General features: G+C 59.9%; 12 protein-coding genes. 8 read left to right on the top strand and 4 right to left on the bottom strand.

Annotated elements, in window-relative coordinates:
* Position 1: 1 nt before the first annotated feature.
* On the bottom strand, positions 2–1,024 hold the full coding sequence (locus tag NDJ10_RS05810) for a LacI family DNA-binding transcriptional regulator (protein ID WP_296160253.1): 1,023 nt from the start codon (positions 1,022–1,024) through the stop codon (positions 2–4).
* A gap of 184 nt (positions 1,025–1,208) precedes the next feature.
* On the opposite strand from NDJ10_RS05810, the gene NDJ10_RS05815 reads away from it, so the two are divergent.
* The 8 genes from NDJ10_RS05815 (at position 1,209) to NDJ10_RS05850 (ending at position 9,313) form a co-directional block, all read left to right on the top strand.
* On the top strand, positions 1,209–1,712 hold the full coding sequence (locus tag NDJ10_RS05815) for a gluconokinase (RefSeq protein ID WP_296160254.1): 504 nt from the start codon (positions 1,209–1,211) through the stop codon (positions 1,710–1,712).
* Entirely contained in the window at positions 1,709–2,221 is a 513-nt protein-coding gene (locus NDJ10_RS05820) for a TRAP transporter small permease (RefSeq protein WP_296160255.1), read from the top strand. The genes NDJ10_RS05815 and NDJ10_RS05820 overlap by 4 nt, the downstream gene beginning before the upstream one ends.
* A gap of 6 nt (positions 2,222–2,227) precedes the next feature.
* Complete coding sequence (locus NDJ10_RS05825; RefSeq protein ID WP_296160256.1) at positions 2,228–3,520, top strand: TRAP transporter large permease subunit; 1,293 nt, start codon at positions 2,228–2,230, stop codon at positions 3,518–3,520.
* 55 nt (positions 3,521–3,575) lie between these two features.
* Positions 3,576–4,595 carry a TRAP transporter substrate-binding protein gene (locus NDJ10_RS05830; RefSeq protein WP_296160257.1) on the top strand — a complete coding sequence of 340 codons (1,020 nt, stop codon included), beginning with the start codon at positions 3,576–3,578 and terminating at the stop codon, positions 4,593–4,595.
* A gap of 232 nt (positions 4,596–4,827) precedes the next feature.
* Entirely contained in the window at positions 4,828–6,078 is a 1,251-nt protein-coding gene (locus NDJ10_RS05835; protein ID WP_296160258.1) for an ABC transporter substrate-binding protein, read from the top strand.
* A gap of 394 nt (positions 6,079–6,472) precedes the next feature.
* Positions 6,473–7,357 carry a sugar ABC transporter permease gene (locus NDJ10_RS05840; RefSeq protein ID WP_296160260.1) on the top strand — a complete coding sequence of 295 codons (885 nt, stop codon included), beginning with the start codon at positions 6,473–6,475 and terminating at the stop codon, positions 7,355–7,357.
* A gap of 14 nt (positions 7,358–7,371) precedes the next feature.
* Positions 7,372–8,226 (top strand): carbohydrate ABC transporter permease, encoded by an 855-nt coding sequence (locus NDJ10_RS05845; RefSeq protein WP_296160261.1) that lies wholly within the window; start codon positions 7,372–7,374, stop codon positions 8,224–8,226.
* 16 nt (positions 8,227–8,242) lie between these two features.
* Complete coding sequence (locus NDJ10_RS05850; RefSeq protein ID WP_296160262.1) at positions 8,243–9,313, top strand: ABC transporter ATP-binding protein; 1,071 nt, start codon at positions 8,243–8,245, stop codon at positions 9,311–9,313.
* A 29-nt stretch (positions 9,314–9,342) separates the two neighbouring features.
* Here the strand turns inward: NDJ10_RS05850 and NDJ10_RS05855 are convergent, their stop codons facing one another.
* The 3 genes from NDJ10_RS05855 to NDJ10_RS05865 are packed head-to-tail and all read right to left on the bottom strand — an operon-like array spanning position 9,343 to position 14,026.
* Positions 9,343–11,853: an EAL domain-containing protein gene (locus tag NDJ10_RS05855; RefSeq protein WP_296160263.1), complete on the bottom strand. Its 2,511-nt coding sequence runs from the start codon at positions 11,851–11,853 to the stop codon at positions 9,343–9,345.
* Between the two features lie 30 nt (positions 11,854–11,883).
* A complete protein-coding gene (locus NDJ10_RS05860) occupies positions 11,884–13,314 on the bottom strand; it encodes a sensor histidine kinase (RefSeq protein ID WP_296160264.1) in 1,431 nt (476 codons plus the stop codon).
* Between the two features lie 7 nt (positions 13,315–13,321).
* Entirely contained in the window at positions 13,322–14,026 is a 705-nt protein-coding gene (locus NDJ10_RS05865; RefSeq protein ID WP_296160265.1) for a response regulator transcription factor, read from the bottom strand.
* Positions 14,027–14,030 lie beyond the last annotated feature (4 nt).

A 14,030-nucleotide genomic window follows, 5' to 3' on the forward strand; every position in this document is an offset into this window, starting at 1 on the left:
TTCAGGTGCTGGAACGCTCGACCAGTTGGTAGCCCAGGTCAACCCGTGGCTCGGCCACGGCTTCGCCGTTGATCAGCGCCAGCAGCATGGCCGAGGCCGCGCTGCCGATTTCACCACGCGGGGTGCGCACCGTGGTCAGCGCGGGCAACATCTGGTCACTGCCGGTGAGGTCGTTAAACCCTGCGATGGCCACCTGCCGGGGAACCTTGATGCCGCTGCGCAGGGCTGCCAGCAGCGCGCCCTGGGCCAAGTCGTCATTGCAGAAAAAAATGGCATCCGTGTCAGGCTGGGCCTGCAGGATGGCGTCAAACATCTCGGCACCCAAAGCCATCGACGAGGGGGCCGGGTTGCGCCATTCCAGCGCGGGCTGGTACAGGCCGACACGCAGCAGCTCGCGTTGCCAGCCCGCCAGTCGCTGCAGGGTTCGCGGGTCGAGCTGGGCGGCGGCAAAGACAATGTGACGACGACCCCGTTGCAGCAAGTGCCGGGTCATCTCGGCACCCGCATCGGCCTGCGAAAAACCGACGCTGTACACGCCTTCGTCCTGAACCGCCTCCATCAGATGCACGCAAGGCACGCCACTCTGGGCGATCAGCTTGCGACTGGTTTCGTTTTGTTCCAGACCGGTAATGAGCAGTCCCGCCGGGCGGTGCTGCAGCAATTCACGCAGCAGATTTTCTTCTTCCGCAGCATCGTAATGGGTGACGCCCATCAGCATCTGGTAGCCCGCAGGCCGCAACCTGCGTTGCACCGCCTCCAATAGATCAACGAACAGTGCATTCGAGAGCATCGGCACCAGCACCACCACTTGCGCGCTGTGGCGGGACGCCAGCGCTCTGGCAGCCGGGTCGGGGACATAGCCAAGCTCCTGGGCGGCTGCCTGAACGCGCGCCACCAGGCTGGCCTCCACGGCGCGTTCACCGCGCAGCGCACGCGACACCGTGATGGGACTCACCCCCGCCAAGCGGGCGACATCCGACAGGGTCGTGCGGCCAGTGGCGCGTGATCTTGCAGATTTTGACATGGGCAACCTAGGGTAAATACTTAGGACAGATAAGTTCAGTTGGTGTAGGATAGCGCTATCCGTAGTCGATTGGCAAGAAATTAAATTTAATTCTTCAATATTCGCCCGGATGCATCGGAAAAATTGGTCGACCTGAAAAGGTCTTTTATTTGATTTTATTGGATAGCGCTATCCCAATTTTGAAATGAATAATTCAATCGTGATCATGGGCGTGGCCGGTTGCGGCAAGTCAAGCCTGGGGGCGGCGCTGGCGCGGACCCTGGGCATTCCTTTGATTGAGGGCGACAATTTCCACAGTGCTGCCAGCCGCAGCAAAATGAGTCAGGGCATCGCACTGACCGATGCGGACCGCGATGGCTGGCTGGATACCTTGTGCGAACAACTGCGTGCCTACCCTGAAGGTGTCGTCATGACCTGTTCGGCGCTCAAGAAAGTTTACCGGGACCGCTTGCGCCATGCTGCCCCGGCATTGCGCTTCGCTTTTCTTGACATCAGCCGCAATGATGCCCAAGTCAGGGTGCAAGCCCGTGCCAAAGAACACTTCTTCGCGACCACGCTGGTTGACAGCCAATTTGCCACCTTGCAGGACCCCACCGGTGAACCCGGCGTGCTGGCGCTGGATGCGACCGAGCCGCTACAGCACCTGACAGACCAGGTCGCCACCTGGATGACAAAGGAGTTGACATGAGCACCGCACCCCATTCGCCCCCCCGCGAGGGACTGTTTCGCCGTGTGAGCAGCATGGTCATGGCTGGCTGCCTGGGCGTGATGGCCTTGTCGGTGTTCATCAACGTGGTGCTGCGCTACGGCTTTGGCAGCGGTGTGGCGGCCAGTGAAGAACTCTCTCGCCTGCTGTTTGTCTGGATGGTGTTCATTGGCGCCACCGCTGCCTACCCGGTGGGTGAGCACATGACCTTCACCAGCCTGGTGGGCTTGCTGCACCACAGGCCGCGCGCCATGCTGGCAGCTACGCTGCTGATCCGCCTGCTGGTGGCGACCTCCAGCGCTCTGATTGCCTGGGGCGCCTGGCAGCAGGTGGTGGTGGGCATGGACAGTTATTCGGTGGTGCTGCGCTACCCCACGGCGCTGTTGCCGCTGCCGGCCTTTTTGTGTGCCAGCGCGATCTGCGTGATGGCCGTTGTTGAATTGATCAAGCGCACGCCCCTGCATCTGGGCTTTGCCGCAGAGCAGGAGTAAGCCATCATGTCTACCGAAGGTCTGGCTTTTATCGTTTTCCTGGGCGGCATGCTGTCGCTCCTGGGCATTGGCATGAACATGGGCCTGGCGCTGGCGCTGACCGGTGCAGCCATGTCCTGGGTACTGGGGTTCTGGGACACCCAACTGCTGGCGCAAAACCTGGTGGCCGGGGTGGACAGCTTCCCGCTGCTGGCGGTGCCGTTTTTCATCCTCGCCGGTGAACTCATGAATGCTGGCGGCATCAGCCAGCGCATCATCACCATGGCGCAGGCCTGGGTTGGGCACATTCGCGGTGGTCTGGGCTTTGTCGCGATTGGTGCGGCGGTACTGATGGCCAGCATGAGCGGCTCAGCCCTGGCCGACACCGCCGCGCTGGCGACCATTTTGCTACCCATGATGCGCCAGCAAGGCTACCCGCTGCACACCTCGGCCGGCCTGATTGGTGCGGGTGGCATCATCGCGCCGATCATTCCGCCGAGCATGCCGTTCATCATTTACGGTGTCACGACTAACACCTCGATCTCTTTGCTGTTCCTCTCGGGCATCGTGCCGGGGTTGATCATGGGTGCGGGCCTGATCGTTGCCTGGAAGCTGGTGCTGCGCGACATGGATCTGCCCAAGGGCGAACCGTTGCCCATGAAGGCGCGCCTGAAAGCTACTCTGCAGGCCTTCTGGGCGTTGCTGATGCCGGTGATCATCATTGGCGGCATGAAATCCGGCCTGTTCACACCGACCGAGGCTGCCGTGGTGGCGGCGTTTTATTCGCTGGTGGTGTCGCTGTTCATCCACCGCGAAATGAAGCTGGTGCAGGTGTACGACGTGCTGGTGCGCGCCTCACGCACCACCGCCATCGTGATGTTCCTGTGCGCTGGCGCCCAGGTGGCCAGCTACATGGTGACCTTGGCCGACCTGCCCAATGTGCTGACCGCCTGGCTGGGGCCGCTGGTGGAAAGCCCGCGCCTGCTGATGGTGGTGATGATGATCGTGCTGATCATGATCGGCACCTCACTCGACTTGACACCCACCATTCTGATTTTCTCGCCGGTGATGCTGCCAATTGCCATGAAGGCGGGCATTGACCCGGTGTACTTTGGCCTGATGTTCATCCTGAACGGCTCCATTGGCCTGATCACGCCGCCGGTGGGCACTGTGCTCAATGTGGTGGCCAGCGTGGGACGCATGCCGCTGCACAGCGTGATCCGGGGCATCAGCCCGTTTTTGATCACCTACCTGTCGATTCTGGCCTTGTTCATTGCGTTCCCGCAGATCGTCACCGCACCTGTGGCCTGGATGCGCTGACCTCACTTTTCAACCGTTTTTTTCACGCGTACGACCTTAACCCTAGGAGATTGTTATGAATTTCATTCGCAGAACCCTGATTGCCGCCGCCAGCGTGGCGGTGCTCAGCGCTTCGTTTGCAGCCACGGCACAAGACATCAAGCCGCGCCTGATCCGCTTTGGCTACGGCCTCAACGAGCAAAGCAACCAGGGCCGCGCGGCCAAGGTGTTTGCCGACGAGGTGGCCAAACTCTCGGGCGGCAAGATGAAGGTGCGCGCCATCGGTGCCGCCGCCCTCGGCCCGGACAACCAGATGCAGCAAGCGTTGATTGGTGGTGCGCAAGAGATGATGGTGGGCTCCACGGCCACGCTGGTGGGCATCACCAAGGAGATGGCCATCTGGGACACACCGTTTCTGATCAGCAACGCCAAGGAGGCTGACACCCTCCTGGACGGCCCGGTGGGCGAAAAAATCAAAGCCAAGCTGCAAGAAAAAGGGCTGGTGGGCCTGGTGTACTGGGAAAACGGTTTCCGTAACCTGACCAACAGCAAGCGCCCCATCACCAAGATGGAAGACATGCAAGGCATCAAGCTGCGGGTGATGCAGAACAACGTGTTTTTGAACAGCTTCCAGACGCTGGGTGCCAACGCCATTCCGCTGGCGTTCTCCGAACTCTTCAGCGCGCTGGAAACCAAGACGGTGGACGGTCAGGAGAACCCCTTCAACACCATCTTGTCCAGCAAGTTCTACGAAGTGCAGAAGTACATGACGGTGACAAACCACGTCTACAGCCCGTGGATCGTCACGGTGAGCAAGAAGTGGTGGGACCAACTGTCCAAGGACGAGCAGAAAGTGCTGATGGACGCCGCCAAGACCAGCCGCGACTTTGAGCGCAAGGACACACGCGCCGAAGCCGCCAAAGCCATGGGCGACCTGAAAGCCAAAGGCATGGAAATCAACGAGCTGTCACCGGCCGAGTCCGCCCGCATGCGCGACAAGCTGACCAGGGTATACGCCTCTGTGGCAGCCGATGTCGGCATGGACCTGTGGAACGAAACCCAGACCGAGCTGAAGAAAATCCGCGCCGGCAAATAAGCGCATCGACCCAACCCCCTTCCTGCTTCGATCGGCAGCAAGGGGGCAGAGGCCGCAAGAATTTGTCAAACACATCTCCTTCATCAGAAGGCCGGGGGTTAGGGTAAATACCCTCTTGCACGGGATTGAAAATTAATTAACAATTAATTAATTATGGCAACATGGTGTCTGCCCGATTCAACCCGCGCCTCCTGGCCTTGTCGGCCATCCAGGCACACCAACTGGAGATGACATGCTCAAGCTTACAAAATTGGCGACAGCCGCGGCCTTGGTAGCAGCTGGTAGCGCAGCGATGGCCGGTGAAGTGGAAGTACTGCACTGGTGGACATCCGGTGGCGAAGCCAAGTCGGTCGGCGAGCTGAAAAGAATCATGCAGGGCAAGGGCCACACCTGGAAAGACTTTGCCGTGGCTGGCGGCGGTGGCGACAACGCCATGACCGTGCTCAAGAGCCGTGTGGTGGCTGGCAACCCGCCCGCCGCCGCTCAAATCAAGGGCCCGGGGATTCAGGAATGGGCCTCAGAAGGGGTATTGGCCAACCTCGATGCAACGGCTAAGACCGAAAAATGGGACAGCTTGCTGCCCAAGGTGGTGGCTGATGTCATGAAATACAAAGGCAACTTTGTCGCTGCACCGGTCAATGTGCACCGCGTCAACTGGATGTGGGCCAATGCAGCCGTGCTGAAAAAAACGGGTGTCGCGGGCACACCCAAAACCTGGGATGAGTTTTTTGCGGCGGCTGAAAAAGTCAAGAAAGCCGGTCTGATCCCGGTGGCCCACGGTGGTCAGAACTGGCAGGATTTCACCACCTTCGAATCGGTCGTGCTGGGGGTGGGCGGTGCAAAATTCTACAGTGATGCGCTGGTCAAACTGGATCAAAAGACACTCACCAGCGCCACCATGACCAAGTCGCTGGAAACCTTCCGCAAGGTCAAGGCTTACACCGACGCTGCGGCCCCCGGGCGCGATTGGAATCTGGCCACCGCCATGGTGATCCAGGAAAAAGCCGCCTTCCAATTCATGGGGGACTGGGCCAAGGGAGAGTTCACGGCCGCCGGCAAAGTCCCGGGCAAGGACTACATCTGCGCGGCCGCCCCCGGCACGGCCAGCGCCTTCACTTTCAACGTGGACTCTTTTGCCATGTTCAAGCTCAAGGATGCCGCCGCCCAGAAAGCTCAGGCTGATCTGGCCGCTGCCATCATGGGCACCGAATTCCAGGAAGTTTTCAACCTGAACAAGGGCTCGATCCCGGTACGTCTGAACATGGACATGGCCAAGTTCGATGACTGCGCCAAGCTGTCCAGCAAAGACTTTGTTGAAACCGCGAAATCGGGTGGCCTGCTGCCCTCCATTGCGCACGGCATGGCGGTGATACCTGCCGCCGAAGGCGCCATCAAGGACGCCGTCAGCCAGTTCTGGAACAACGACAAAATGAGTGTGGCAGACGGGGTGAAGAGCATCGCCAAGGCGGCGGCGACCAAGTAAAGCTGTGGGGGTACGTTGGTGACTGTTACCCAAGCCCGCAGAAGGGCTGGGGTACATACCGCCGCTCATGTCCCCCGCCCTGACGGGCTCCTCCTTTACTTCGCTTTGGTATGCACCCCAGCCCTTCTGCTTGTGCGGTGAGTTTGCTGGCAGGAACCCAAAACCTTGCCGGTCCTGACTTGTTCTTGGTGTTGAACCAAGCAAAGTCCTCCCAAGATCAGACGGGGCGGGTGTTTCGCGTAGTGAGGTAAAGGAGGAGACCCTAAGCCGCAGGCTTAGGGTCGGGGGACACGAACGAAGTGAAATACCCGGCCCGTCTGATCCGATAACAAATAGCAGCTAGCAGCGCAGGTGCGACACCAACAAGCCACAGCTTTTTTAACCCAAAGGCGAAATGTTTATGAAATCTTTTGAAAACGTGTTGCCCAAGCTGGTGATCGCGCCTGGCTTTGTGCTCGGGTTCGCCTTCATTTACGGCTTCATGATCTGGAACGGCTTGTTGTCCGTGACCAATTCGCGCATGTTGCCCAACTACGACGCATTCGTCGGACTGGAACAGTACGTGCGTCTGTGGGAAATGGACCGCTGGTACGTGGCGCTGAAAAACCTCGGCATATTCAGTGTGCTGTACGTCGGCGGCTCGATGCTGCTGGGCATGCTGCTGGCCATTTTTCTGGACCAGAAAATCCGCTTTGAAGGCGTGATCCGCACGGTGTACCTGTACCCCATGGCGCTGTCGTTCATTGTCACCGGCACCGCCTGGAAATGGATTCTGAACCCCAGCCTGGGTCTGGAAAAACTGATGCAGGACCTGGGCTGGGCCAGCTTCAGCTTTGACTGGCTGGTGCAAAGCGACACCGCCATCTACTGCGTGGTGATTGCCGGCATCTGGCAGTCGGCGGGCTTTGCCATGGCGCTGTTTTTGGCCGGCCTGCGCGGCATTGACGACAGCATCATCAAGGCCGCACAAATGGATGGCGCCAGCCTGCCGCGGATTTACTGGCGCATCATTTTGCCGGTGCTGCGTCCGGTGGTGTTCTCCACCATTCTGGTGTTGTCGCACCTCTCCATCAAGGCCTTCGACCTGGTGATGGCGCTCACCGCCGGCGGGCCCGGCTATGCGTCGGACGTGCCCGCCACCTTCATGTTCACCATGAGCTTTACCCGCGGCCAGATCGGCCTGGGTGCAGCCAGTGCCACCATGATGCTGGCCATGGTGGCCGCGCTGGTGGTGCCTTACCTGTACAGCGAGTTGCGCTCCAAGCCGCACGAGCGTTGAGTTCGGAGCTGATCATGAACGCTAAAAATATTTCCCGTTTTGCGGTGTACGCCGTGTTGGGCATGGCGGCCTTCTTCTTCCTGGCACCGCTCTACGTGATGCTGGTGACCTCGCTCAAGGACGCCGACCAGTTGCGCGCCGGCAACCTGCTGAGCCTGCCGACATCACTGAATTTTGAGCCCTGGCAACTGGCCTGGTCGACCGCCTGCACGGGTGTCGACTGCCGTGGCCTGAAGCCCTATTTCTGGAACTCGGTGAGCATGGCCGTACCTGCAGTGCTGATTTCGACGGCCTGGGGCGCTTTGAACGGCTACGTGCTGAGTATGTGGAAGTTCAAGGGCAGCGACCTGCTGTTTGGTTTCATGCTGTTTGGCGTCTTCATGCCGTTCCAGGTGGTACTGTTGCCGATGAGCCAAGTGCTGGGATTTCTGGGGCTGTCAAGCTCGGTCGCCGGCCTGGTGCTGGTGCATTGTCTGGCCGGCATGGCCAGCACCACGCTGTTTTTCAGAAACTACTACACCGCCATTCCGCGTGAGCTCATTCAGGCCGCACGCATGGACGGCGCCGGTTTCTGGCGCATCTTCTACCGCATCGTGATCCCGATGTCGACCCCGATCCTGATGGTGACGCTGATCTGGCAGTTCACCAACATCTGGAACGACTTCCTGTTTGGCGTGGCCTTCAGCGGCGCCGACAGCAAACCCATCACGGTTGGCCTGAACAACCTGGCCAACACCACCAGCAGTGTGAAAAGCTACAACGTGGACATGGCGGCTGCCATCATTGCCGGCCTGCCGACCATGCTGGTCTACGTACTGGCCGGTCAGTATTTCGTCAAAGGTCTGACTGCCGGCGCGGTCAAAGGATAAGAAGGACTCACCCATCATGGCAGCATCACTCCACATCGCAGGCGTTCGCAAGGTTTACGGCAAAGGCGACAAGGCCGTCGAGGTTTTGAAAAAAATCGACATCGAAGTGGCGCCGGGTGAGTTCCTGATCCTGGTCGGGCCTTCGGGCTGCGGCAAGTCCACCCTGCTCAACATCATTGCCGGCCTGGAGGACCCGACCGAGGGCGAACTCAGAATCGCCGGCAAAAACGTCATCGGCGTGGCCCCAGCGCAGCGCGACATTGCCATGGTGTTCCAGAGCTATGCGCTCTACCCCACCATGAGCGTGGCCGACAACATCGGCTTTGCGCTGGAAATGCGCAAGGTCCCGCTGGAAGTGCGCACCAAGCGCATCCATGAAGTCGCCGCTATGTTGCAGATCGAGCACCTGCTGGACCGCCGCCCGGCACAACTCTCGGGCGGCCAGCGCCAGCGTGTGGCCATGGGTCGCGCATTGGCGCGTGACCCGCAACTGTTTCTGTTTGACGAGCCCCTGAGCAACCTGGACGCCAAGTTACGCGTCGAAATGCGTGCCGAAATCAAACGCCTGCACCTGGTCAGCGGCATCACCACCGTGTATGTGACGCATGACCAGATCGAGGCGATGACACTGGGCAGCCGCATTGCCGTGATGAAAGACGGCATCTTGCAGCAGATTGGCTCGCCCGATGAGATTTACCGCCGCCCGGCCAACACCTATGTGGCGGGTTTTATCGGCTCACCCACCATGAATTTCATCACGGGTCAGACCAGTGGCGCAGGTGAGAGCGGTTTGTTTTCTTTTGATGGCGGGAGCCTGGCACTGCCCTGTCCGGCTACCGGCAGTGTGATCCTGGGACAACGCCCCGAACACGTCCACTTGAGCGACGACGCTTCCTGGCGCGGCCAGGTGATGCTGGTTGAGCCTACCGGTGCCGACACCTACGTGGTGGTAAAAACCAATGTCGGTTTGATCACGGTGCGCACGCCACCAAACACACAAGTAAAAATGGGCGACACAGTGGGCATGACGGTGAGCAGCAACCACAACAACTGGTTCGACGCGCAAACCGGCCTGCGCCTGGCATGACCTGACCTGACCTGACACGCCAGGGTATATCACCCAGCTTGGTACAGCGCTTCCCCCGAACGTTGCACCATGGCTTCAAATTCTGCGGGACTGACCGGGCGCGAGTAAAAATACCCTTGCGCGTAGTCGCAGCCTGCGGCTTTCAGCAAATCACGCTGCTCCTCCGTCTCGACCCCTTCGGCAATCACCTTCATGCCCAGGGCATGGGCCATGGCAATGATGGCCTGACATAACACCAGGTCGGTTGTAGCCGCCTTCAGGTGGCGCACAAAGGACTGGTCAATCTTGATGAAATCAATGTCAAATTTTTGCAGGTAGGACAGCGACGAATAACCGGTACCAAAGTCATCGAGCGACACGTTGATACCCTCGTCACGCAACTTCAGCAGTTGTTCAACCACACCGTTGCTGGTGGACAGCAACAAGCCTTCGGTGATTTCAACCACCACACTTTCACCGGGCAGCCCAAGCACACGCAATTGGTCGATCCAGGGAATATGGTTGGGATTCGGATTTTCAAACTGCAGTGGAGATTTATTGACACTGACCTGGAACTCCGGGTGCAATTCGGCACGCCAGTTCTTCACCTGGGCTGCCGCCTGGGCAAAAATCCACTCTCCCAGTTCAACAATCAGACCGCTGCTTTCTGCGACCGGAATAAATTCCGCCGGGCTGATCAAACCGCGCCTGGGATGCTGCCAGCGGATCAGGGCCTCGGCCTTGTGAATTTTTCCGGTAGCCAAAGTCACGATGGGCTGGTACACCACGCGGAACTCCTGCGCCGGCAAGGCCGCGCGCAGGTCGTGGGTCAATTGGGCGCGTTGCATGGCGGCCTCCTGCAGCGCCGGCGTGAAAAAACTGAACCGGTTGCGCCCTGCCGCCTTGGCCACATAGAGCGCCTGATCGGCATTTTTCAGCAGGTCTTCCACCTCCAGCGTATCGGTCGGGTAGACCGTCACACCCATGCTGGCAGACACAAAAACCTGATCCAGACCCAACTGAAATGATGCGCTCAAGGCATTCAGCAGCTTGGGCAGGATGCTCTGCAGATTGGACTCGTCGTTCAATCCGGTAATGATCACGGTGAACTCATCACCCCCCATGCGGGCCACCGTATCGGTTTCGCGCAAACAGCGCTGAATGCGTTGCGCTGCTTCGACCAGCAGATCGTCGCCGCGGTCATGCCCGAGTGTGTCATTGACTTCCTTGAAATGGTCCAGATCAATGAACAACAGTGCCAGTTTTTGCTCAGTGCGACGGCATTTCTTGATCTCCTGGATCAGCCGTTCACGCATCAGACGCCGATTGGGCAAGCCGGTGAGCGCATCAAAGTGCGCCTGCTGCCAGACCAGTGCATCCGCTGATTTGCGCTCGGTAATGTCGGCATGGGTGCCCAGCATGCGCAGCGCCTTGCCATTGACATCCCGGCTGATCACCATGCCGCGGCTGTGTACCCATTTCCAGTTGCCATCCTTGCACAGCACCCGATGCTCATTGCTGTAGGTGAGCGTGATACCGTCCAGATGAGCCTGCCGGTCGTGCTGCAAACGCCCCAAGTCCTCAGGGTGGACCAGTGCATCGAGTTCGGCCACGCTGGGCTGTAGCTCGCCCTCTTCGTAACCATACATGCGCAGCAGATTCGGCGACAGGTACTGTTCGCCGCTCTGCACCTGCAGGTCCCAGACCCCGTCACCGACGCTTTCCAGCGCCAGCTTCCAGCGCGCCTCGCTGTCCCGCAAGGCCATCTCGGTTTGTTTGCGCCGGGTAATGTCCTGCACGATGGCGGTGCGCTTGACCGGTCGGTCTTGCTCCCATGTCGTGGTGCCGCGTGAGTGCAACCAGATGCGCCGCCCCTTCAAGGTCAGCATTTCAATTTCGAACTCATGGGTCGTCGTGGGCTGACCCGACGGCTGGTAAGACGCTTCGTTGATGGCCAGCGACTCGTCGGTGAACAAGGCCAGGACCGTGGCAGGTGTCGGCGTGAAGGCTTGCGGGGTGGTCTCAAAAATGCGGTACACCCCGTCGGTCCAAGTCACCTGCTTGTGTTGCAAGTCCACTTCCCAGCCGCCCAGTTCGGCCAGCGCCTGGGTGGCAAAAAGCAACTGGTTGGCACGCTTACGGCCCGCCTCAGCCTGCACGTAATCACTGACATCCAACACCGTCTGCACCAGGCCGGTATCCGGCAGGCGTCTGGTTTGCACTTGCAGGGTACGTCCGAGGTGCTTCAAACGCAAGTAATGTTCTGACACCAACGCCGGGTCAGCATCAGGCGAGGTCTGCTGAATCGGCTGATCCAGCGGATGGGGTGCGCCAGCAAAATCCCCGCGCTGCATCTGAAAATCATAAATCTCGCGCAGGGAGGGACCACTTGCCAGAAACTCTGGCGGCACATCAAGCAACTCGGGCAGGCAGGGATTGAAATGGTCCACACAGCCATTGGCATCAAACACGCACACACCCTGACTGATACTGGCCAGCAAGGTTTGCCAGAATTCGGCGATAGCCTGCCCGGTACTGGTTACAGAATCTACATTGACCATAAATCTTTTTCCAAAAAATGCCCCTGAGGGTCACACAAACTGATTTTCGGCATGACCCACTGTCCAGCACAACTGCACCCGCAGCCCATGGGGCTGGACCGCCAGCACCCGGGCCTCACCGCCATGGCGCTGGGCGATCTCGGCCACAATGGCCAAGCCCAAACCACAGCCCCCCGGCACATCGCTGGCCCGCCAAAAGCGTTCGAACACATGCGGCAAGTCCTGCGCTGACAGGCCCGGACCGTTGTCGGCGACTTCAAGTACAAGCTGCGTTCCCTGCATTTGCACACTCAGAGTCACTTCGCTGCCGGCCCCTGCATACATCAGGGCGTTGTCGATCAGATTATTCAGCGCTTCACGCAGCAAAAAAGCCTCGCCCGGGAACATCATGTGGTCGACACCTTCATAACCCAAGTCTATCCCGGCCTTGAGCGCGCGCGGTGTCCAGTCGCGCGCCACCTCACGCGCCAGGCTGGCGACATCGAGCGGCTTCAGCTTGACCTCGACCTCGTTACGTGCCAGCGACAGCAACTGCTGCACCAGATGGGCACTGCGCTGGGCGCCAGCCAGTACCTTGCCCAGCCGCGCACGCAGGGCTTGCGGGTCCTGCTCGGCCAGCGCCAGTTCGGTTTGACTGATCAATCCCGCCAGCGGGGTGCGCAACTGGTGCGCGGCATCGTTCAAAAACCGCTTTTCCTGACCCAGGCTGCGCCGTACTGCGGCCAGCAAGTGGTTGACAGCACCGGCCAGCGCGTGCACTTCCTGCGGCGCCTCGGTCATCTCGATCGGCGACACATCAAACAGGGCATGATCACGCCGGTCACCCAATTGCGCCTGTAGCCGGGTCAGGGGCTGCAAGCCACGGGAGATACCGCCATACACCAGCACACTGAGCACCATGCCCAGCAACAGCAGCGGCGCCAGCATGTCGGCGATCAGCTCGGTGGTCAATCGCTGCTGGGCAGTCAGACTTTTGGCCAGCTGGACCCGCATGCGCTGGGGCGAGCCCGCTTCACCGTAGTCCACCTCCAGCAACGCCACACGCATCGACTTGCCGTCCACCTGGGCGTTGTAGAGCAGCGCTTCATGGGTCGGCAGCGGCTGTTCTTCAGTCGGGCCCGGCAGTCTGCCATTGCCCAGCAGAAAACTACCGGGCGGGCTCGAAACCATGTAGCTCACACGGTCCTCGGGGTCTTGTTCAATAATGTCCTGGGCGGCCCGCGGAAAGTCAATCAGCAGGCCCGAACCAATCGGCTTGACCTGACGCGCCAGCGAACGCACCGACTGGGTCAGTGACTGGTCAATGGCTTTTTCGGCGTACTTCAGCGCAACCCGGTAAGCCAGGGCACCGCCGACCAGAAACAACACCAGCTGGGGCAGCAACAACCACAACAACAACTGACGCTTGAGTGACAGACCTTGCCCGCGAGGCTTCAGTGGGGTGGCCGTGTCCTGGGTCATGGCAGGTCTATGTCGTGGAGGTTTCCAGCATGTAGCCCAGGCCACGCACATTGCGAATATTCAGACCCGAGTCCACGAGCTTACGCCGCAAGCGGTGAATGTAAACCTCCAGTGCATTGGAGGCCAAGGCACCCGGTTCACCAGGCTCGCCCTGCCAGGTTTCCAGCACATCCTCCCGGCTGACCACGCGACCGGCCTGGGAAACCAGCAACGACAACAGGGCCCACTCGCGTTGCGTGAGTTCCAGCGCCTCATCCCCCAGCCAGGCTTGCGGCAGCGTGGCATCGACCCGCAGTGGCCGGGCCGTCGGGCTGCCGGCCAACTCCAGGGAGCCGCCAAAGGCTGGCAAGCGCGCGCGCCGCAACAAGGCGCCCATGCGGGCCTGCAGCTCTGCCATATTGAAAGGTTTGGTGAGGTAATCATCCGCCCCGGCGTTGAGCCCTTGCACCCGGTCATCAACCCCTTCACGCGCCGTCAAAATCAGCACCGGCAAGGCGGGCAGGCGTTTGCGCACCCAGCGCAACAATTCCATGCCACTGATTTTTGGCAACCCAAGGTCCAGCACCACGCCGTCAAAGCGATGCAACTCAATCAGGGCCTGTGCGGCTTCGCCATCCGCGGCAGTCATAACGCTGTGGCCGGCCTGGTTGAACTGCGCAGACAAGCCATCGCGCAGCAATTCGTCGTCTTCAATGATCAGCAAACTGGACATGATG

The organism is Rhodoferax sp., assembly GCF_023700745.1.
In the GTDB taxonomy this organism is placed as follows: Bacteria; Pseudomonadota; Gammaproteobacteria; order Burkholderiales; family Burkholderiaceae_C; genus Rhodoferax.